Source organism: Pseudoflavonifractor phocaeensis (assembly GCF_016901955.1).
GTDB lineage: Bacteria > Bacillota > Clostridia > Oscillospirales > Oscillospiraceae > Flavonifractor > Flavonifractor phocaeensis_A.
This window is the reverse complement of the sequence record NZ_JACJLC010000002.1, coordinates 26,849-47,310: the sequence shown is the minus strand read 5'-3', so window position 1 is coordinate 47,310 and position 20,462 is coordinate 26,849. Positions and strand designations below refer to the sequence as shown.

At 62.7% G+C, this 20,462-nt stretch carries 16 protein-coding genes and 1 tRNA gene; 10 read left to right on the top strand and 7 right to left on the bottom strand.

The window, feature by feature from the left end; translation table 11 throughout:
• Positions 1-12 precede the first annotated feature (12 nt).
• The 6 genes from H6B51_RS00875 to H6B51_RS00850 all read left to right on the top strand — a co-directional run bounded on the left by H6B51_RS00875 (position 13) and on the right by H6B51_RS00850 (position 5,671).
• Positions 13-100 (top strand) — tRNA-Leu (locus H6B51_RS00875).
• Positions 101-206: 106 nt separating this feature from the next.
• The gene (locus H6B51_RS00870; RefSeq protein WP_204881878.1) at positions 207-722 is read left to right on the top strand and encodes a flavodoxin family protein; all 516 of its coding nucleotides are present in this window, start codon (positions 207-209) and stop codon (positions 720-722) included.
• On the top strand, positions 707-1,315 hold the full coding sequence (locus H6B51_RS00865) for a hypothetical protein (protein ID WP_204881877.1): 609 nt from the start codon (positions 707-709) through the stop codon (positions 1,313-1,315). The genes H6B51_RS00870 and H6B51_RS00865 overlap by 16 nt, the downstream gene beginning before the upstream one ends.
• Before the next feature lie 48 nt (positions 1,316-1,363).
• Complete coding sequence (locus H6B51_RS00860) at positions 1,364-2,497, top strand: DUF4317 domain-containing protein (protein WP_204881876.1); 1,134 nt, start codon at positions 1,364-1,366, stop codon at positions 2,495-2,497.
• Positions 2,498-2,566: 69 nt separating this feature from the next.
• On the top strand, positions 2,567-3,205 hold the full coding sequence (locus H6B51_RS00855) for a YesL family protein (protein WP_204881875.1): 639 nt from the start codon (positions 2,567-2,569) through the stop codon (positions 3,203-3,205).
• A gap of 114 nt (positions 3,206-3,319) precedes the next feature.
• Positions 3,320-5,671, top strand: a complete 2,352-nt coding sequence (locus H6B51_RS00850) for a helix-turn-helix transcriptional regulator (protein WP_335342079.1) — start codon at positions 3,320-3,322, stop codon at positions 5,669-5,671.
• A 45-nt stretch (positions 5,672-5,716) separates the two neighbouring features.
• Here the strand turns inward: H6B51_RS00850 and H6B51_RS00845 are convergent, their stop codons facing one another.
• From H6B51_RS00845 to spoVAD, 7 genes are all read right to left on the bottom strand, one after another.
• Positions 5,717-7,174 carry a glutamate synthase subunit beta gene (locus H6B51_RS00845; RefSeq protein WP_204881874.1) on the bottom strand — a complete coding sequence of 486 codons (1,458 nt, stop codon included), beginning with the start codon at positions 7,172-7,174 and terminating at the stop codon, positions 5,717-5,719.
• A 2-nt stretch (positions 7,175-7,176) separates the two neighbouring features.
• A complete protein-coding gene (gene gltB / locus H6B51_RS00840) occupies positions 7,177-11,715 on the bottom strand; it encodes a glutamate synthase large subunit (RefSeq protein WP_204881873.1) in 4,539 nt (1,512 codons plus the stop codon).
• A gap of 115 nt (positions 11,716-11,830) precedes the next feature.
• On the bottom strand, positions 11,831-12,367 hold the full coding sequence (locus H6B51_RS00835; protein ID WP_204881872.1) for an ANTAR domain-containing response regulator: 537 nt from the start codon (positions 12,365-12,367) through the stop codon (positions 11,831-11,833).
• A 34-nt stretch (positions 12,368-12,401) separates the two neighbouring features.
• A complete protein-coding gene (gene glnA, locus H6B51_RS00830) occupies positions 12,402-13,733 on the bottom strand; it encodes a type I glutamate--ammonia ligase (RefSeq protein WP_204881871.1) in 1,332 nt (443 codons plus the stop codon).
• Between the two features lie 232 nt (positions 13,734-13,965).
• Positions 13,966-15,576, bottom strand: coding sequence for a CTP synthase (locus tag H6B51_RS00825; RefSeq protein WP_204881870.1), 1,611 nt, complete (start codon positions 15,574-15,576; stop codon positions 13,966-13,968).
• A gap of 144 nt (positions 15,577-15,720) precedes the next feature.
• The gene (spoVAE, locus tag H6B51_RS00820) at positions 15,721-16,089 is read right to left on the bottom strand and encodes a stage V sporulation protein AE (protein ID WP_204881869.1); all 369 of its coding nucleotides are present in this window, start codon (positions 16,087-16,089) and stop codon (positions 15,721-15,723) included.
• A 4-nt stretch (positions 16,090-16,093) separates the two neighbouring features.
• On the bottom strand, positions 16,094-17,107 hold the full coding sequence (gene spoVAD / locus H6B51_RS00815; protein ID WP_204881868.1) for a stage V sporulation protein AD: 1,014 nt from the start codon (positions 17,105-17,107) through the stop codon (positions 16,094-16,096).
• A 107-nt stretch (positions 17,108-17,214) separates the two neighbouring features.
• Between spoVAD and H6B51_RS00810 the strand changes: the two genes are divergently transcribed.
• Genes H6B51_RS00810 through guaB form a run of 4 tightly spaced genes read left to right on the top strand, consistent with a single transcriptional unit; the run spans position 17,215 to position 20,353 of the window.
• Entirely contained in the window at positions 17,215-17,412 is a 198-nt protein-coding gene (locus H6B51_RS00810; protein WP_204881867.1) for a hypothetical protein, read from the top strand.
• A 59-nt stretch (positions 17,413-17,471) separates the two neighbouring features.
• Positions 17,472-18,086, top strand: coding sequence for a hypothetical protein (locus tag H6B51_RS00805; RefSeq protein WP_204881866.1), 615 nt, complete (start codon positions 17,472-17,474; stop codon positions 18,084-18,086).
• Position 18,087: 1 nt separating this feature from the next.
• Positions 18,088-18,840: an acyl-[acyl-carrier-protein] thioesterase gene (locus tag H6B51_RS00800; protein WP_204881865.1), complete on the top strand. Its 753-nt coding sequence runs from the start codon at positions 18,088-18,090 to the stop codon at positions 18,838-18,840.
• A 37-nt stretch (positions 18,841-18,877) separates the two neighbouring features.
• Positions 18,878-20,353, top strand: a complete 1,476-nt coding sequence (guaB, locus tag H6B51_RS00795) for an IMP dehydrogenase (protein WP_204881864.1) — start codon at positions 18,878-18,880, stop codon at positions 20,351-20,353.
• Positions 20,354-20,462: the final 109 nt, after the last annotated feature.

Genomic DNA, 20,462 nt, shown 5'->3' with positions numbered 1-20,462 from the left:
CAACAATCAAATGCGCGAGTGGTGGAATTGGCAGACTCGCTAGATTCAGGTTCTAGTGTGCATTACGCACGTGCGGGTTCAAGTCCCGCCTCGCGCACCAAACTAAGATAATCCGAACTTGTTTCCGACAGGAGATAGGTTTGGATTATTTTTTTGACAGCGGGACAGAAAGCTGGATTCCACCGCCGAAAGCAGAGGAGTACAGTATGAATTTGATTATGAGCGACCGGCATCTGGAACTGCCTCCGGCAGACCCGGATGTGACCAAGTGGGTGGATCTCTCCCAGATGAAGATCACCAACTGCGTGGGGTGTTTCGGCTGCTGGACCAAGACTCCCGGCAAGTGCGTGATCCGGGACGACGCGGTGAAGATATACCCTCTGATGGCGGCCAGCGACCGGGTGCTGTATGTTACCCGGGTTGTATACGGCTGCTATGACACCGTGATGAAAACCATGCTGGAGCGGGCCATTCCCGTCCAGAAGGCCTTTATCCGCCTGCTCCACGGGGAGAGCCACCACTACCAGCGGCGGGTGGTCCCCAAGCGGGCGGTGGTTCTGGGCTATGGGGAGGTCTCCTGCCGGGAGCGGGAAATTTTTCGCCGTCTGGTGGAGCGCAATGCCAGCAATATGAATTTTCAGGACGTACGGGTGGAATTTGGGCCGGAGGACGGCGTGGAGCAGGCGGTACGGGATGAGGTGCTGACATGGGAAAGATATTGATCCTCAACGGAAGTCCCCGGGAGCCCCGGTCCAATTCCAAGCAGTACGCAGCCCTGTTCGCCAAGGCCAGCCGGATGGATACCGAGTACCGGGCCATCACCAAGACCAACCACCTGGAGCTGTGCCGGGCTGCGGCGGATTGTGACCAGCTGCTGCTGGTGTTCCCCCTGTACGCCGACAGCCCGCCGGTGACCCTGCTGCACTTCCTGCGCGCCCTGGCGGAGCATCCGCCGGCGGAGAAGCCCAGGGTATCGGTGCTCATCAACTGCGGCTTTCTGGAGCCGGAGCAGAACGACGTGGCGGTGGAGATCATCCAGGCTTTTTGTCAGGCCAACGGCTACCCCTTCGGCTCCGTGCTGGAGATCGGGGGCGGCGAGGCCATTTTGAACACCCCCTTCGCCTTCCTGGTGCGGCGGAAGATTGGGAAGCTGGCCGCCGCCATGGCGACCGGCCGGAGCCGGCGGCTGAAGGTGACCATGCCCATCACCAAGAAGATGTACCTGGGGGCGTCCACCACCTATTGGGAGAACTACGGCAAGCGCAACGGTATCACCAGAGCGCAGATGGAGACCATGGAGATCGAGGGGCGCTGACCCGGGCGGCATCCTGGAAAACCCGGACCCGGGATGGAGGAATGAAGCATGAAGGAAAAGGAAGCGGCAGAGCTGCGCCGCCGGTTCAAGGCGGACAAGAGCGCCATCACCCACGTGCGGGGATGCTACGTGAATGAAAAGGGGGAGATCGTCTCCCAGTTTGACCAGTCCCTGGCCATGATGGGCCAGGAGGAGAGCGAAAAGCTGCTGAGCCTCCTGCGGCGCACTCTGTCCGGTGGGATGGACCGAAATCTGCTGGATATCACGTTTGCCACCGGCCAGGTGGTCAGCGGAGAGGAGCACAGGCTGCTCATGGCCCTGCGGGACAGCGCCCTGCGGGACGAGGAGGCGGTGCAGGCCTTTTTCCAGAAGGCCATCGGCAGCCTGGACCTGGAGGGAAACTACCTGATCCTCCTGGCCCACGACCGCTACGATGTGCCCTATAAGGCCAAGGACGGGGAGGCGCAGAAGGATGCCTCGGAGGAGGTGTATTCCTATATCCTGTGCAGCATCTGCCCGGTGAAGCAGACAAAACCGGCCCTCAGCTTTTACGTACGGGAGAACCGCTTTTACAACCGGCAGGCTGACTGGCTGGTCGCGTCTCCGGAGCTGGGCTTCCTGTTCCCGGCCTTTGACGACCGCTCCACCAATTTGTACAACGCCCTTTATTATAACCGGGACGTGGGAGAAAACCACCCGGATTTTGCCCAGGCGGTCTTTGCCGTTGAGCCTCCCATGCCCGCCCAGGCCCAGAAGGAGACCTTCCAGGCCCTGTTGGGGGACTCCCTGGGAGAGGAATGCAGCTACGAGGTGGTGCAGGCCGTCCACGAGCAGCTGCGGGAGCTGGTGGAGGAGCACAAGGAGAACAAGGAGGAAGAACCCCTGCTGGTGTCCAAGGGGGCGGTGAAGTGCGTGCTCCAGTCCTGCGGGGTGAGCGAGAGTCACATTGCCTCCTTTGACAGCCGGTATGACGACAGCTTTGGAGAGGACACCCGGCTCAGCCCCAAGAACCTGGTAAATGCCAGGCAGGTGGAGCTGTCCACGCCCGACGTGACCGTAAAGGTATCCCCGGAGTACAGCGGCCTGGTGGAGACCCGGGTCATCGACGGCAAAAAGTACATTCTCATCCCCGTCGAGGGAGAGGTGGAGGTCAATGGGGTGCCTATCCGGATCGAAGGGTAAGGGCAGCGTTGCATCTTTGGGAGAAATGGGGTACAATCATTCCAGCGAAATCGACAGGGGGATGAAGGCATGGGCATTTTCAATCCGGATCTGTGGTTTTACCGGATCACAGAAAAGATCGTGGACATTTTGCTGCTCAGCGTATTCTGGTTGGCCTGCTCGCTGCCGGTGGTGACCCTGGGCCCCGCCACCGCCGCCCTGTATCACACGGTGGTGCGCTGCCTCCGGGGCAACCAGCGCAACAGCTGGGGAGTGTTTTTCCAGACCTTCCGGGCAAACCTGAAGGTAGGGGTGCTGACCACCCTGGTGGTGATCCCGGTGGCGGTGGCGCTGGTCTTTATTCAGGGCGTTCTCTATCAGGGAACGGCGGTGAGTCAGGCGGGCGGCGTGATCTACTATGCCTTTCTGGTGTTTTCCCTGCTGCCCATCGGCATCGGGTGCTATCTCTTTCCTGTGCTTTCCCGGTTTACCTTCCAGGTCAGCGGCCTGCTGGTGAACTGCTGCAAGCTGGCCATTGCCAATCTGCCCTGGACGGTGCTCATCGGACTGATCTTTTATGCCGCCGTGGTGATCTGCTCTGTGCTTTACGTCCTGATTTTTGTGATGCCGGTGATCGTAGCCTGGCTCCACTCTCTGATACTGGAGAGGATCTTCAAGCCCTATATCGACGCCCAGCGGGCGGGGGAAGAGAACGGAGAGACCGAATAACGACGCGAAAGAGGCTGTTGCGGACGCGACAGCCTCTTTTTTGCTGGTGCAAACGGTAGGAAAGTTTGCTATACTGTAGATAAGCAAACCCGGTGGGAACAGGAGAGAGATGCTGTGGAAGAAGAAATCATTGTGCTGAGACCACAGGTGACGGAGCGATTCCAGGCCGCCATGGAACGGGGGCGGGTGGTGCTGTTCAGCGCCCCCTGCGGCTTTGGCAAGACTACCCTGGCCACCCGTCTGCTGGCCGGCCGGCGGGTGTACTCCTGCTCCGGGCTGGAGCCTCGGTTCGACCTGCCCCGGGACGGCGAGGGGTGGGATGTGCTGCTGGTGGACGACCTGCAGGAGCTGGACGACAGCGAGCAGCAGGCGGTATGCGAACTGATCCGGACCAGTCAGGACAAGCGGTTCGTGCTCCTGACCCGGGGAGCCACGCCCGGTTGGCTGATGCCTTTCCAGTTTACCGGGCTGATGACCCAAATCCAGACCAAAACGCTGTTTTTTGACCGGGAGAATACTGCCCAGCTGCTGGAACGGCTGGGAACGACCCGCATTGGGACTGAGCTGGAAGCCGTCCAGGAGGTGGCTCAGGGCTATCCGCTGGGGACGGCCATTCTGGCCCGGCTGCTGGCGGAGGGAAAGCCCCTGGATGATATGCTGGTGGAGCGAGCCCGCCAGGCGCTGTTTTACCACCTGGAGGAGGCGGTATTTCGTCGGTATGCACAGCCGTACCGGCAGCTGATGATGGGGCTGTCCCTCTTTGAGCGGTTTGACCTGGAGCTGGCGCGGATCGTCAGCGGAGACAGCCAGGTGGGGGAGATGCTGGCGCGGATCCGGCGGGACAGCAACATGCTCCTCCAGGAGGAGCCAGGGGTCTACCGATTCTGGCCCCTCTACCGACAGTTCCTGCTGTGGGAGCTGGAGCAGGCCTATACCGAGGAAGGACGACGGAGCATCCTCCAGAGAGGGGGGCTGTACTATGAGCTGGCGGAGGATTATGAATCGGCGCTGAATTGCTACGAGCGGAGCGGGAACCACGGCAAAATCTCCGAGCTGCTGGTGAAAAACGCCCAGCTCCATCCGGGACTGGGGCACTATTACGAGATGGAGCGGTATTATTATGCCCTGCCGGATGAGGAGATCCTGGCGTCTCCTGCCCTGATGCAAGGTATGAGCATGCTGTGTTCTATGAACTTGGAGTTCGAGCAGTCCGAGCGGTGGTATCAGGCCCTGGGGGATTATGCTGCCGGGGGAAAATGCTCTGACCAGGCCTGCCGGGAGGCCCGGGTCCGGCAGGCCTGGCTGGATATTGCTCTGCCCCAGCGGGAGGTGCGGGGTACTCTGGATTTTATCACAAACGCCTTCCAGCTCATCACCGCCCGTGGGGTGAAGATGCCGCCCTTCTCGGTGACCAGCATGATGCCCAGCGTGATGAACGGAGGGAAGGATTTTTCCGACTGGAGCAAGAAGGACGATCTGCTGTATGCCACCATGCGCCGGCCTGTGGAGGCCGTCCTGGGCCGGGATGGAGTGGGCCTGGCGGAGTGCGCCGTTGCCGAGAGCAAGTATGAAAAGGGAGAGGATGTGTCCGGGTGGATGTTGGCACTTATGTCAAGGCTCAACGACATCCAGCGGCGGGGCACCCCGGACATGGAGTTCGCGGTGGTGGGCCTGCTGGCCAGGACTCAGACTGACGCGGGCCGGGGGGAGGATGCCAAAAACACCATCGAGACCCTGCGGGACCGGTTCCTGGAGGATGGGAATCAGCGGTTTCTGCCCAATATAGAGGCCATGCTCTGCCGGATCAGCCTTCGCCTGGGACGGATGGATCAGGTGACTGCCTGGTACCGGGAGAAGGCGCCACGAAACCCTCAGCGCGTCCGGGTGATGTGGCGGTACCAGTATCTGACCCAGGCCATGGCGGAGATCGCCCTGGAGCGGGAGGGGGATGCGCTGCTTACCCTGGCCCCTCTGCGCATCTATTGCCAGGACTGCCGCCGGCACCTGGACAGCATTCAGATCCATATGCTCTCGGCCATTGCCTACCAGCGGCTGGACATGGAGCAGTGGCGGGAGGAACTGGATCTGGCGCTGGACGAGGCCTGGGAGTACCGGTTCATCCGGCCGGTGGCCAATTACGGAGTGGCGGTGTTGCCGTTATTGAAGCAGTGCCGATGGGATGGATCCGGAGAATTTCTTCAAAAGGTGACCCGGGCGGCCCGCACCCAGGCGGTATACTATCCCGATTTCATGCGGCCCGGCCGGAGCCTCCGGGAGCCGTTGACGGCGGCGGAGCAGCAGGTGCTCCGGTTGCTGTGCGCCGACAAAAGCAACGGGGAAATTGGGGAGATCCTGGGTATCCGTTTGCCCACGGTAAAGAGCCATGTGAGTCACATTTTGCAGAAGCTGGGAGTGAAGCGCCGCGGCGAGGTCAAGCGGGCGGCGGAACAGTACCGGCTGCTGTAATAAATACGCCCCGGACATCTGTTCAGATGTCCGGGGCGTATGCCTTTATAAATTGGTATATCCCATCAGATATTGGTCCACGTCCCGGGCGGCTTCCCGGCCCTCCCGGATGGCCCACACAACCAGGGACTGGCCGCGCCGTCCGTCGCCAGCGGCGAAGACGCCGGGGATGCCGGTGGCGTAGCTTCCCTCCTGGGTGACCATGGTGGAGCGGGGGGTGAGCTCCACTCCGAAGGCCTGAGGCACATAGGCCTGGGCGCCCAGGAATCCGGCGGCGATGAGCAGCAGCTGACATTCCAGCACCTCCTCGGTGCCGGCGATGGGCTGGTGGTCAGGACCCAGACGGACGGTTTCCACCGCCGTCAGCTTGCCCTCCTGGTCCCCCAGCAGCCGGGACACTGTAGTCTCGTACACCCGGGGGTCGTGACCAAACAGGGCGATGGACTCCTCCTGGCCATAGTCGGTTTTGCACACCCGGGGCCACTCCGGCCAGGGGTTTTGCTCAGTCCGCCGGTCAGGGGCCTTGGGCATCATCTCCAGCTGGGTGACGCTGGCACAGCCGTGGCGGATGCAGGTGCCCACGCAGTCGTTGCCGGTGTCGCCGCCGCCCACGATGACCACCTGCTTGTCCTGGGCGGAGGGGTAGGTGCCCGGTGCCAGCTGGTGGGACAGCAGAGAGCGGGTGGTCTCCTTCAAAAAGTCCACCGCAAACCAAACCCCATCCAGATCCCGGCCGGGCACAGACAGATCCCGGGGCTGGGTAGCGCCGCAGCACAGCACCACGGCGTCAAACTGGGCGGTCAGCTCCTGGGCGGACATACCTTTACCCACATCCACCCCGGTTCGGAATTCCACGCCCTCAGCGGTCATCTTGTCCAGACGGCGCTGGACAATATTTTTTTCCAGCTTCATATTGGGGATTCCGTACATCAGCAGGCCGCCGGGCCGGTCTTCACGCTCAAAGACGGTGACAGAGTGCCCCCGGCGGTTGAGCTGGTCGGCGCAGGCCAGGCCGGCGGGGCCGGAGCCCACCACCGCCACCCGCTTGCCGGTGCGGGATCTGGGAGGACGGGGGCTCACCAGCCCTCTGGTCCAGGCGTCCTCAATGATACCCAACTCATTGTCCTTTACGGTGACCGGGTCCCCGTGGAGCCCGCAGGTGCAGGCCGCCTCACACAGGGCGGGGCACACCCGACCGGTAAACTCGGGGAAGTTGTTGGTCTTCAGCAGCCGCTCCAGGGCGTGGGAAAAGTTGCCGGTGTACACCAGGTCATTCCACTCGGGAATCAGGTTGTGGAGGGGGCAGCCGGATACCATGCCATTCAGCACCGCCCCCGACTGGCAGAAGGGTACCCCGCACTCCATGCACCGGGCTCCCTGCCGCCGGCGGTCCTCCCGGCTGAGCCGGGGGTGGAACTCGTTATAATGCTTGATTCGCTCCAGGGGGGACTGGGAGGGGTTCCCCTGACGCTGATATTCCATAAATCCAGTGGGCTTTCCCATGGTTATTCCCCCTTCTGGTGGGTATTGACGTAAAAGGCCTCCACCTGGGCCTCCTCCCGGCTCATGCCCTTCTCCTCGTACTGGGCGATGGTACGCAGCATCCGGTCGTAGTCATGGGGCAGGATCTTCTTAAAGAGGGGCAGATAGCGCTCAAACTCGGCCAGGATGGCCTTGGCCTTGGCCGAGCCGGTAGCATCGGCGTGGGCCTGGATCAGTTCCCGCAACTCAGCGGCGTCGTGCTTTTCGGTCACAGGGTCCATGGACACCAGAGCCTTGTTCAGCCGCAGGTACAGATCCCGGTCCTCGTCCAGCACATAGGCCACGCCCCCGCTCATGCCGGCGGCGAAGTTCTTGCCGGTGGGACCCAGCACCACCACCCGACCGCCGGTCATATACTCGCAGCCGTGGTCGCCGACGCCCTCCACCACGGCGGTGGCCCCCGAGTTGCGGACACAGAACCGCTCCCCGGCCACCCCGTTCAGGAAGGCCTGGCCGCTGGTGGCGCCGTACAGAGCAACGTTGCCTACCAGAATGTTTTCCGCCGGGTCAAAGGTGCTGTTTTTGGGGGGATAGACCACCAGCTTGCCGCCAGAGAGGCCCTTGCCCAGGTAGTCGTTGGCATCGCCTTCCAGCTCCAGGGTGAGGCCACGGGGCAGGAAAGCGCCGAAGGACTGGCCGCCGCCGCCGGTACACTTGACGGTAAAGGTGTCATCGGCCAGGGCACCGCTGTGGAGCCGGGTGATATCGGAGCCAAGAATGGTGCCTACCGCCCGGTCTGTGGAGGAGACCGCTACCTCCAGCCGCTTGGGAGTTCCCTTTGTCAGAGCGGTCCCCAGCTTCTTTTCCAGCACCTTCAGGTCCACCGTATCCTCCAGGTGGAAGTCGTAGGCGTCGGCGGGGTCAAAGTGGGTCTTTTCCTGACCAGCCCAGGGGTTGTCCAGCAGGGCGGACAGGTCCACGGTGGCGGCCCGGTGGTTGACGGCGGGGCTGCGGACGGCCAGCAGGTCGGTGCGGCCCACCAGCTCCTCCACGGTGCGCACCCCCAGCCTGGCCATGTGTTCCCGCAGCTCCTGGGCGATGAAGCGCATGAAGTTGACCACATACTCCGGCTTGCCGGCGAAGCGTTTCCGCAGCTCCGGGTTCTGGGTGGCCACTCCCACAGGGCAGGTGTCCAGATTACACACCCGCATCATGACACAGCCCATGGTCACCAGAGGTGCGGTGGCGAAGCCGAACTCCTCAGCCCCCAGCATACAGGCGATGGCCACGTCCCGGCCGCTCATCAGCTTGCCGTCGGTCTCCACCACCACGTGGGAGCGCAGACCGTTCTGGATGAGGGTCTGGTGGGTTTCCGCCAGGCCCAGCTCCCAGGGCAGGCCGGCGTTGTGAATGGAGGTGCGGGGAGCGGCTCCGGTGCCTCCGTCATAGCCGGAGATGAGGACCACCTGGGCGCCTGCCTTTGCCACCCCGGCGGCGATGGTACCCACACCCGCCTCGCTGACCAGCTTCACCGAGATCCGGGCCTGACGGTTGGCGCATTTCAGGTCGTAGATGAGCTGGGCCAGATCCTCAATGGAGTAGATATCGTGGTGGGGCGGGGGAGAGATGAGAGTAACGCCGGGGGTGGAGTGACGGCACTTGGCGATCCAGGGGTAGACCTTTCCGGCGGGCAGATGTCCGCCCTCTCCGGGCTTGGCGCCCTGGGCCATTTTGATCTGGATCTCCTTGGCGGAGACCAGGTATTCGCTGGTGACGCCGAACCGGCCGGAGGCCACCTGCTTGATGGCAGAGTTGCGGGTGGGATCGGTCAGCCGGTCAGGCTCCTCGCCTCCCTCGCCGGAGTTGGACTTGCCCCCCAGCAGATTCATGGCCTGGGCCAGGCACTCATGGGCCTCCCTGGAGATGGAGCCATAGCTCATGGCTCCGGTCTTGAATCGGTGGACGATGGAGTCCACGCTCTCCACCTCCTCCAGGGGGAGTGGGGTGTCGGCGTACTTCAAGTCCAGCAGCCCACGGAGGGTGTGGGGCTGGGTCTCGTCGTCCACCAGGGCGGTGTACTGCTTGAACAGGTCGTAGTTCCCCTGGCGGGTGGCCTGCTGGAGCAGGTGGATGGTGCGGGGGTTGTACATATGGTCCTCTCCGTCGGAGCGGGCCTTGTGGGCCCCAAGGCTGTCCAGAGTGGGGTCGGTGCCAAGCCCCAGGGGGTCGTACGCCTTGGAGTGGTTCCGGTCCACCATACCGGCGATCTCCTCCAGGCCGATGCCGCCCACCCGGGAGACGGTGTTGGTAAAGTACTTGTCGATGACCTCCCGGCGGATGCCGATGGCCTCAAAAATCTGGGCGGACTGGTAGGACTGGAGGGTGGAGATGCCCATTTTAGAGGCAATCTTTACGATGCCGTGGAGGACGGCGGAGTTGTAGTCGTCCACGGCGGTGTGGTAGTCCTTGTCCAGCAGCCCCTCTTCAATGAGCTCCACGATAGTCTCTTCCGCCAGATAGGGGTTGATGGCCCGGGCGCCGTAGCCCAGCAGGGCGGCAAAGTGGTGGACTTCCCGGGGCTCGGCGGACTCCAGCAGGATGGACACGGCGGTGCGCTTCTTGGTGCGGATGAGATGCTGCTCGATGGAGGACACCGCCAGCAGGGAGGGGATGGCCACGTGGTTCTCATCCACCCCCCGGTCGGACAGAACGATCACGTTGGCTCCGTTCCGCCAGGCCCGGTCCACCGCCAGGGCCAGGTGGTCCAGCGCCCGGTCCAGGGGGGTGTTTTTATAGTAAAGGATAGACACGGTATCCACCTGGAAGCCGGGCTGGCGCATGGCCTTGATCTTCATCATGTCGGTGGAGGTGAGGATTGGATTGTGGATCTGGAGTACCCGGCAGTTCTCCGGCTCCTCGGCCAGCAGGTTGCCGTCGTCACCCACGTAGACGGTGGTGTCGGTGACGATCTCCTCCCGGATGGCGTCGATGGGGGGGTTGGTGACCTGGGCGAAAAGCTGCTTGAAATAGCTGAACAGGGGCTGATCCTGGTGATCGAGCACTGCCAGGGGAATATCGGTGCCCATGGCGGCGGTAGGCTCGGCCCCGGTGCGGGCCATAGGCAGGATGGTATTGCGCACATCCTCATAGGTGTAGCCGAAGGCCTTCTGCAGCCGGTGGAGCTGGTCCGTGGAGTGGCGCTCCACCCGGTGGTTGGGGATGGGCAGGTCCTTCAGGTGAAGCAGGTTCCGGTCCAGCCACTCACCATAGGGCTGACGGGCAGCATAGGACTCCTTCAGCTGGTCATCCCCGATGATGGCTCCCTTCACGGTGTCCACCAGCAGCATCCGGCCGGGCTGGAGCCGCGATTTCTCCACAATGTGCTCCGCCGGCAGGTCCAGCACCCCCACCTCGGAGGAGAGGATGAGCCGGTCGTCGTCGGTGACATAATACCGGGATGGACGCAGGCCGTTGCGGTCCAGCACTGCCCCTACCATATCGCCGTCGGAGAAGAGGATGGCGGCGGGGCCGTCCCAGGGCTCCATCAGGGTGGCGTAGTACTGATACAGATCCCGCTTGGACCGGGAGATGGCTTTATCCTCCATCCAGGGCTCAGGAATGCAGGCCATCACCGCCAGGGGCAGGTCCATGCCGGCCATCATAAGGAACTCCAGGGTGTTGTCCAGCATGGCTGAGTCGGAGCCGGCTACGTTAACCACCGGCAGCACCTTGTCCATATCGGTCTCCAGCAGGGGAGAGGACATGGTCTCCTCCCGGGCGAGCATCCGGTCCACATTGCCCCGGATGGTATTGATCTCGCCGTTGTGGGCCATGAGCCGGTTGGGGTGGGCCCGCTCCCAGGAGGGGTTGGTGTTGGTGGAGAACCGGGAGTGGACCAGGGCAATGGCCGACTCGTAGAGGGGACTCTGGAGGTCGGGGTAGAACTTCCGCAACTGGTCCACCAGGAACATGCCCTTGTAGACGATGGTGCGGCTGGACAGGGAGGGGACGTAGGTGTTGTCGTTGGACTGCTCAAACACCCGCCGGGCGATATAGAGCTTCCGGTCAAAGTCCAGGCCTGGGGCCACGCCATCGGGACGGGCCACAAAGGCCTGCTGGATGCGGGGCATCTTGTCCCGGGCCCGCTGGCCCAGCACCTCCGGACAGACGGGCACCTCCCGCCAGCCAAGGAAGGTGAGACCCTCCTTGGCCGCGATGACCTCAAACATCTTTCTGGCCTGGTTCTGCTTCAGGGTATCCTGGGGGAAGAAAAACATGCCCACGCCGTAGTCCCGGGCGGGGGGCAGCTGGATACCCGCCTCCTGGGCAGCCCCGGCAAAGAAGCGGTGGGAGATCTGTACCAGGATGCCCACGCCGTCGCCGGTTTCCCCCAGGGCATCCTTGCCGGCCCGATGCTCCAGCTTTTCCACGATCTTCAGGGCGTCGTCCACCGTCCGGTGGGTCTGCCGGCCCTGGATATCCACCACAGCGCCGATGCCGCAGCTGTCATGTTCAAAGGAGGGGTGGTACAGCCCATGGGGGCGGTAACCTTCGGTTTTCATGGTAGTTTCCCCTTTCCGGGTGAGTGTGCCCATACCCCGGCGGGGGATGGGTAGAAAAAGGCGGCAGTACGTCTCCGACTGCCGCCGTGAGACAACATCGTCTCTGAGTCTTGGGTTATTCGGCGCTGTCCAGCACCATCTGGGCGGTCTGGATCAGCTTGGTGCCGTTGTCCATACTGGTTTTCTGCAAAAAACGGTGGGCCTGCTCCTCGGTCATATTGTTGCGGTCCATCAACAGGGCCTTGGCCTGTGCAATCAGGTCCAACTCCTCCTGGGACCGGCGGGGGCGCACGAAACGCTCCAGCCGGTGCCCCATCTGGAGGAGCATCCGCACCGACGCTGTCAGATCCCTCTTGGACACTGGGGCTGGCAGACGGAAAATGTCGTCGTCCTGAATGAGATCCAGCATATTTTGGGGGGCCAGAACCAGCATGGCGCAGGAGAGAGGCAGGTCACTGAACAGCGTCTCCGCCGTCTCGTCGGCCAACTTATAGCCGCAGATGACAGCCGGGATATGGAGCTTGTTGACCGTCCGCCGCACCTGGTCGGCGCTTTTGCACACCACGCAGGCGGCGGTGCCGGAGTTCTCCAGGATCTCTTTGATCCGCAGACAGCTTTTGCTGTTTTCAAAGGCGAGGATCACCTGTTCCATTTCCATTCACTCCCAACTGAGCGGGGCTGTGGGCTTAGTAGTTGATGATATACTTCTCCCGCTCCCAAGAGGAGACACGGGTGCGGTACTCGTCCCACTCCTTCTCCTTACCGGCGATATAGTTCTGGGCAATGTGTTCACCCAGGGTGTCCAGGATGAGCTGGTCGGCCTTCAGGGCGACCAGGGCCTCCTCCAGGGAACCGGGCAGGGAGTCGATGCCGTTGGCCTTCCGGGTGGCCTCGTCCATGACGAAGATGTTCTCGGTGACCTCGGCGGGGGGAACCATGCCCTTTTCGATGCCGTCCAGACCGGCGGCCAGGCAGACCGCCAGCTCCAGATAGGGGTTGCAGGAGGGGTCGGGGGAGCGGAGCTCCACACGGGTGGACTGACCACGGGCGGCGGGGATGCGGATGAGGGCGGACCGGTTGGAAGCGGACCAGGCCAGGTAACAGGGAGCCTCATAGCCGGGCACCAGCCGCTTGTAGGAGTTGACCAGGGGGTTGGTCACAGCGGCCATACCCTTCACGTGGGCCAGCAGGCCGGCGATGAAGGAATAGGCCTCCTTGGACAGGCCCTTCTCCCCGTTGGGATCGTAGAACACGTTCTTGCCGTCCTTAAACAGGGACATGTTGGTGTGCATGCCGGAGCCGTTGATGCCGAAGATGGGCTTGGGCATAAAGGTGGCGTGGAGGCCGTTCTTCTGGGCCAGGGTCTTGACCGCCAGCTTGAAGGTCATGATGTTGTCGGCGGTGTGGAGGGCGCCGGCATACTTGAAGTCGATCTCATGCTGGCCCTGGGCCACCTCGTGGTGGCTGGCCTCGATCTCAAAGCCCATCTGCTCCAGGGCCATGCAGATCTCCCGCCGGGTGCCCTCGCCGTGGTCCAGGGGGCCCAGGTCGAAGTAGCCCGCCTCATCGTTGGTCTTGACGGTGGGCTTGCCCTCGTCGTCGGTCTGGAACAGGAAGAACTCGGCCTCGGGGCCCACGTTGAAGGCGTCATAGCCCATATCCCTGGCCTTCTGGAGCACCCGCTTCAGGACACCTCTGGGATCGCCCACAAAGGGGGTGCCGTCGGGGTTGTACACGTCGCAGATGAGCCGGGCCACCTTGCCGTGCTGGGGCCGCCAGGGGAAAATGGTAAAGGAATCCAGGTCGGGGTAGAGGTACTGGTCGGACTCGTCGATGCGGACAAAGCCCTCGATGGAGGAGCCGTCAAACATGATCTGATTGTTGACCGCCTTCTCGATCTGGGAGGCGGTGATGGCCACGTTTTTCAGCTGACCGAAAATATCTGTGAACTGCAGGCGGATAAATTCGATGTCCTCCTCGCGAACCATGCGGATAATATCTTCCTTGGTGTAAGACATTGCAGGTGTCCCCTTTCTGTCCTTCAAATTTCAAATAAAAAACAAAGGCGCTCCACCCCGCCGGGTTGGAACGCCTTCGTTCTCAACTGATGGTGTAAGTATAGTGCGGACAGGTGTTTTTGTCAAGTGGATTTTAATGAAACGCTTTGTTTTGTTAAAGCTGGCGGGAGAAGAGAAACAGGGGTGATGTCCTTTTATGCAATTCAACACAATGGGACTTGCATAATTTCAGTCACGGCTGTGACTGGACGCCCAGGGCGGCGGATACAAAGCCGAAAAAGAGGGGGTGGGGACGGTTGGGGCGGCTCTTGAACTCGGGGTGGTACTGGACGCCTACGTAGAAGGGGAGTCCGGTCAGCTCCACCGCCTCCACCAGCCGCCCGTCGGGGGAGACTCCGCTGAGGGTCAGCCCGGCCTGCTGAAGGGCGTCCTGGTACTGATTGTTGAACTCGTAGCGGTGTCGGTGGCGTTCCCGGATGAGGGGGACCCCGTAGCATTTCTCCAGGGTGGTGCCCGGTCTCACGGAGCAGGGATAGGCCCCCAGCCGGAGGGTGCCCCCCTTGTCGATCTCATCGCTCTGACCAGGCATGAAGTCGATGACCTTGTGGGGGCAGTCCGGGTCGAATTCCCCGGAGTGGGCTCCGTCCAGCCCGGCCACGTGGCGGGCAAACTCGATGACCGCCACCTGCATGCCCAGGCAGATACCCAGGTAGGGCACGCTGTGCTCCCGGGCGTACCGGGCGGCCAGAATCATCCCCTCGATACCTCGGGCCCCGAAGCCGCCGGGCACCAGGATGCCGTCCAGTCCGGCCAAAGTCTCATCCATACTGTCGGCGGTAATGGCCTCCGAGTCGATCCATCGGATATCCACCTTGGCCCCCAGGGGGTAGCCGGCGTGGCGGAGGGCTTCGGCCACCGACAGATAGGCGTCGTGGAGCTGGGTGTACTTGCCCACCAGGCCAATGGTGACGGTTCGGCGCAGACCCTTGATCTGATCCACCAGTGCCTGCCACTCCGTCAGGTCGGGGGCGGCCATTTCCAGTCCCAGCTCCCGGCACACCACCTGGGACAGCCCCTGCCGCTCCAGCATGAGGGGGGCCTCGTACAAGGTGGGCAGGGTCAGGTTTTCGATCACGCAATCGGGCTTGACGTTACAGAACCCAGCGATCTTTTCGAACACGTTAGGGTCGGTGATGGGTTCGTCGGAGCGGAGCACGATCAGGTCGGGGGAGATGCCCATGCCCTGGAGCTCCTTCACCGAGTGCTGGGTGGGCTTGGACTTGTGCTCCCCGGAGGCCTTCAGGTAGGGCACCAGGGTGACGTGGAGATACAGGGCGTTGCCCCGGCCCATTTCCCGGCCCACCTGGCGGATAGCCTCCAGGAAGGGCTGGCTCTCGATATCGCCGGTGGTGCCTCCCACCTCAGTGATGACCACATCGGCCCCGGTCTCCTGGCCCACGGCGTAGATGAACCGCTTGATCTCATCGGTGATGTGGGGGATCACCTGGACTGTCTTGCCAAGGTATTCCCCCCGCCGCTCCTTGGCGATGACGTTGGAGTACACCCGGCCGGTGGTCAGGTTGGAGAACCGGTTCAGGTCCTCGTCAATGAACCGCTCGTAGTGGCCCAAGTCCAGGTCGGTCTCCGCCCCGTCCTCAGTGACAAAGACCTCCCCATGCTGATAGGGACTCATGGTGCCCGGGTCCACATTGATATAAGGGTCCAGCTTCTGGGCGGCCACCTTTAGCCCCCGGGCCTTCAGCAGACGGCCCAGGGAGGCGGCAGTGATGCCCTTGCCCAGACCGGAGACCACGCCGCCGGTCACAAAGATATATTTGCTCATCCCTTCCCCTCCCAAAACAGAAAATAAAAAATCGAGGGCGTCCAGGAAAAGAGGCGATACGGCCTCATTTCATGGAACGCCCTCGTTCACGGCAGATACTTTACTACCAGATGGCCGCTTTGTCAATGGCAGGGGGCGGATTTTTCAGGATTTTGGCTTGGAGTGGGAGACCAGACCGGCCAGCAACCCGAAGAACATGGCGGCGGTGATGCCTGCCGCCGAGGCGGTGAGCCCACCGGTGAGGATGCCCAGGGCCCCCTGCTCCTCCACCGCCCTGGCCACGCCCTTGGACAGCAGGTAGCCGAAGCCGGTGAGGGGGACGGTGGCGCCCGCCCCGCCGAACTCCACCAGCCAGGGGTAGATCCCCAGGCCCCCCAGCACCACCCCGGCCACCACGTAGGATACCAGGATACGGGCGGGGGTGAGGGTGGTCTTGTCGATGAGCACCTGACCAATGAGGCAGAGAGCTCCGCCGCAGAGAAAGGCCCGGAGATAGGGAAAGATCATGTCCATTTTCTCACCTCCCCCTGTCCAGCGCCACCGCGTGGCAAATGGAGGGAATGCTCTCTCCCTGCTGGGTGGAGGTGGGGGAGAGAAGAGCTCCGGTGCCGCAGAAGAGGATCCGTTTCCACCGGTCCTCGGCCATGCCATTGAGGAGAAGACCGGCCAGCACCACCGCCGAGCAGCCGCAGCCCGAGCCGCCACAGTGGACGTCCTGGCCCTCCAGGTGGTAGATGAGGGTGCCGCAGTCGGAGAGGTTTTTCAGCTCTGTTCCGTCCCGGCGGAACCAGTCGGCCACAATATCCCGGCCCAGCTGGCCCAGATCCCCGGTGAGGATCAGGTCGTAGTCGGAGGGCTTCCGGCCGGTGTCGGCAAAGTGGGCCTTGATTGTGGAGTAGGCGGCGGGGGCCATTGCGGCCCCCATGTTGGAGGCGTCCTTGATGCCCTTGTCCACGATCATACCGGTGGTAACGTGGGTGACATAGGGCCCCGGGCCGTCCTCCGACAAAATGACGCACCCCGAGCCGGTGACCGTCCACTGGGCGGTGGGTGGCCGCTGGCCGCCGTACTCCAGAGGAGCCCGATACTGCCGCTCGGCGGAGCAGAAGTGGGAGGAGGTCATGGCGGCGATCCTGCTGCCGAAGCCACCGTCCAAAAGCAGGGCGGCCAGGGACAGGCTCTCGGCCATGGTGGAGCAGGCTCCGTACAACCCGAAGAAGGGCACGTCCTGGCCACGGACGGCGAAGCCGGTGCCAATGCACTGGTTGAGCAGGTCTCCCGCCAGAAGGTAGTCCAGAGCGGCGGGAGCGATCCCCGCTTTGTTCAGGGCGATGGACAGGGCCAGCTTCTGCATGGCGCTTTCCGCCTTCTCCCAGCTCTTTTCCCCGAAGGTGTCGTCCTGGCTGATGTGGTCGAAGGTGGCCGCCAGGGGCCCCTCTCCTTCCTTGTGGCCCACCACGCTGGCGTAGCCCACCACCGAAGGAGGCGACGCCAGAGCGGCGGTCTGACGCCCCAGCTTTTTGCCTGCCATGGGATCACCCCTTTCCTGTATTCTTAGGCAAACAGTAGTTTAGACCAAAAGGGACGGAAATATAACAGGGGATTTTGTATCCGGTCCGACTGGTCAAGGGGGAGGGTTTGCGTTATAATAATGTCTGCGGAATAAACCGAAAATCGGTTTATTCACGCGGCGGCAGCCGCGCAATTCCAGAAAAACGGCTCAAAGGAGCCGCTTTTCTGAAATTCAGCCATTGTTACAATGCACCTGGACAAAGCCATCTGGCCTTGAAAGCCCTGGCTTTCAAGGCTTGTGACTTTGTTCAGTACGCATTATAATAAGAAAAATCAAGCCAACAGCCGGCGGCCCATGGGCCGGGGCTGGAAGGGAGAGCCTTATGGAAGAACAAGCCAAGCGCACCCTGGCCTATCTGTGTCCGGCCTGCCGCCAGAGCGTGGTGGTGGAGCGCACCGTGTTTCAGTTGGCCGCCTCGGCCAACCACCTGCCCTGCCCCTGCGGCAAGTCGGAGCTGGTGGTGGAGATGATGGGGGACCGGGTGCGGCTGACGGTGCCCTGCCTGTCCTGCGGCCGGGACCACACCGTTACCTGCTCCACCCAGGCCTTCCTCCACCAGAAGGTGCTGGCCTTTTCCTGCGCCCAGTCTGGGCTGGACTGCTGCTATGTGGGGGAGGAGGGAGCGGTGTTCGCCGCCCTGAAGAGGCTGGAGGCCGCTGCCGACAAGGTGGTCCCAGCGGGAGAGGAGAAGGGGGCCTTCCTGGATGAGTTTGTCATGCATGAGGTGCTCTCCGAGCTGAAGGAGATCGCCCAGCGGGACGGCATTTCCTGTACCTGCGGTTCCCACCGGTGGAAGCTCCAGGTGAACTACAGCTCCATCGACCTGTTCTGCGCCGACTGCGGGGCTGCCATGCGGCTGCCCGCCGCCACCTCCAGCGACATCGACGATATCTGCTGCAAACCCCGGCTGGTGATCCGGAGCGGAAGGGGGGAGTAAGGTGTATTCCGAGACCCGATACACTGTGGATTCCCGGGACATAGACCTGTGGGGGGCCTGCCGGCCCTCCGCGGTCATGGGCCTGCTCCAGGAGGCGGCGGTGGCCGCCGCCTGCCAGCTCCACCTCTCCCGGAAGGAGACCATGGACAAATACGGCCTGTTCTGGATGCTGGCCCGGATGTGGTACCGGCTGGACCGCCCCCTGCGGTGGGGGGAGCAGGTCGCCATCCGCACCTGGCACCGGGGGAGCAGCGGGGTGTCCTGCTACCGGGACTTTGACCTGTTCGTGGACGGCAATCCGGTGGGGGAGGCGGTGTCGGTGTGGGTGCTGGCACACGCCCAGACCCACCGCCTGGCCCGGATGGGGGATCTGGAGGAGTTCCGGGGCACCGACGGCGGGGAGCTGCGCAAGAGCAAGACCATCTCCCGGTTCCGGATGCCCCCGGGCCTGCCTGAGGTGGAGCGGCGGCGGCTCCATTACAGCGACACCGACGTGAACGGCCACGTGAACAACATCCGCTACGCCGACTATATCTCCGACGCCATCCGGCTGGACCTGCTGGGGAAGGACCAGTTCGTGTCTCAGCTCCAGGTAGACTATCTGGCCGAGTGCATGGCGGGGGAGACCATCTCCCTCACCGCCGGGGAGGCGGAGGGACAGTGGTACGTGCGGGGAGCCGGCCCGGAAGGAAAGAGCCGTTTTGAGGGGGCGGTTACCCTCAGCCCTCTTGACAGTGGTGCTCCAATCAAGTAGAATGGATAAAATTTATAAATAGAAAAGGAGATGCACTATGGTCAACACCGATGAAAGCCAGAAGTTTGTGAAGCAGGGCCTTACCTTTGACGACGTCCTGCTCATCCCTGCGGAGAGCGATGTGCTGCCCGCAGACATTGACCTGCGCACCAGGCTCACCCGCAAGATCCAGCTGAACGTGCCTCTGATGAGCGCCGCCATGGATACCGTCACCGAGTACCGTATGGCCATCGCCATTGCCCGTGAGGGCGGCATCGGCATCATCCACAAGAATATGTCCATCGGGGCCCAGGCCGAGCAGGTGGACATGGTCAAGCGCAGTGAGAACGGCGTGATCACCAATCCCTTCTGGCTGGCCCCCGGCCACACCCTGGCGGAGGCTGACGCTCTGATGGCCAAGTACCGCATCTCCGGCGTGCCCATCTGCAAGGACGGTAAGCTCATCGGCATCATCACCAACCGGGACATGAAGTTTGAGACTGACATGAGCCAGCTGGTGGATAACGTGATGACCAAGGAAAACCTGGTCACCGCCAAAGAGGGGGTAACCCTGGACGAGGCCAAGGAGATCCTCCGCAAGCACAAGATCGAGAAGCTGCCCATCGTGGATGACGAGTACCGCCTCAAGGGCCTGATCACCATCAAGGACATTGAGAAGGCCACCGTGTACCCCAATTCCGCCCGGGACGAGAAGGGCCGTTTGCTGGTGGGCGCCGCCATCGGCGTCACCTCCGACGTGCTGGACCGGGTGCGGGCCCTGGTGGAGGCCGGCGCCGACGTGCTCTGTCTGGACTCCGCCCACGGCCACTCCCACAACATCCTGGACTGCGTCCGCCGCATCAAGGCGGTCTATCCTGACGTGCAGCTCATTGCCGGCAACGTGGCCACCGCCGAGGGCACCCGCGCCCTTATCGAGGCGGGGGCCGACTGCGTGAAGATCGGTATCGGCCCCGGCTCCATCTGTACCACCCGTGTGGTGGCCGGCATCGGCGTGCCCCAGATCACCGCCGTCTATGACGCCGCCCGGGTGGCCGCCGAGTACGATATCCCCATCATTGCCGACGGCGGCGTGAAGTACTCCGGCGACATTGCCAAGGCTCTGGCCGCCGGCGCCAATGTGGTCATGCTGGGCTCCCTGCTGGCCGGGTGTGAGGAGTCTCCCGGGGATACCGAGGTCTATCAGGGCCGCCAGTTCAAGGTCTACCGGGGCATGGGCTCTCTGGGGGCCATGGCCTGCGGCTCCAAGGACCGGTACTTCCAGCAGAACAACAAGAAGCTGGTGCCCGAGGGCGTGGAAGGCCGGGTGCCCTACAAGGGACTGACCGGCGACACCATCTATCAGCTCACCGGTGGTCTGCGGGCCGGCATGGGCTACACCGGCTGCCATAACATCCAGGAGCTGCACACCAAGGCCCAGTTCATGCGGATCACCGCCGCCGGCCTGAAGGAGTCCCACCCCCATGACATTTATATCACGAAGGAAGCTCCGAACTACACGGTAAACCCGCAATAATTTACAAGCTTACCAAGATATATAAGCCCCGGAACGACAGATGCCGTCCCGGGGCTTTTTTTGGGGCGGGGAACGTGATAAAATATACGGGATATCCGTGAACAGGGAG

Coding starts and splice junctions, on each gene's coding strand:
- H6B51_RS00870 (WP_204881878.1), top strand. CDS start 207: ATGAATTTGATTATGAGCGACCGGCATCTGGAACTGCCTCCGGCAGAC.
- H6B51_RS00825 (WP_204881870.1), bottom strand. CDS start 15,576: ATGAGCAAATATATCTTTGTGACCGGCGGCGTGGTCTCCGGTCTGGGC.
- spoVAD (WP_204881868.1), bottom strand. CDS start 17,107: ATGGCAGGCAAAAAGCTGGGGCGTCAGACCGCCGCTCTGGCGTCGCCT.
- H6B51_RS00860 (WP_204881876.1), top strand. CDS start 1,364: ATGAAGGAAAAGGAAGCGGCAGAGCTGCGCCGCCGGTTCAAGGCGGAC.
- H6B51_RS00855 (WP_204881875.1), top strand. CDS start 2,567: ATGGGCATTTTCAATCCGGATCTGTGGTTTTACCGGATCACAGAAAAG.
- H6B51_RS00865 (WP_204881877.1), top strand. CDS start 707: ATGGGAAAGATATTGATCCTCAACGGAAGTCCCCGGGAGCCCCGGTCC.
- H6B51_RS00835 (WP_204881872.1), bottom strand. CDS start 12,367: ATGGAACAGGTGATCCTCGCCTTTGAAAACAGCAAAAGCTGTCTGCGG.
- spoVAE (WP_204881869.1), bottom strand. CDS start 16,089: ATGGACATGATCTTTCCCTATCTCCGGGCCTTTCTCTGCGGCGGAGCT.
- H6B51_RS00805 (WP_204881866.1), top strand. CDS start 17,472: ATGGAAGAACAAGCCAAGCGCACCCTGGCCTATCTGTGTCCGGCCTGC.
- gltB (WP_204881873.1), bottom strand. CDS start 11,715: ATGAAAACCGAAGGTTACCGCCCCCATGGGCTGTACCACCCCTCCTTT.
- H6B51_RS00845 (WP_204881874.1), bottom strand. CDS start 7,174: ATGGGAAAGCCCACTGGATTTATGGAATATCAGCGTCAGGGGAACCCC.
- glnA (WP_204881871.1), bottom strand. CDS start 13,733: ATGTCTTACACCAAGGAAGATATTATCCGCATGGTTCGCGAGGAGGAC.
- guaB (WP_204881864.1), top strand. CDS start 18,878: ATGGTCAACACCGATGAAAGCCAGAAGTTTGTGAAGCAGGGCCTTACC.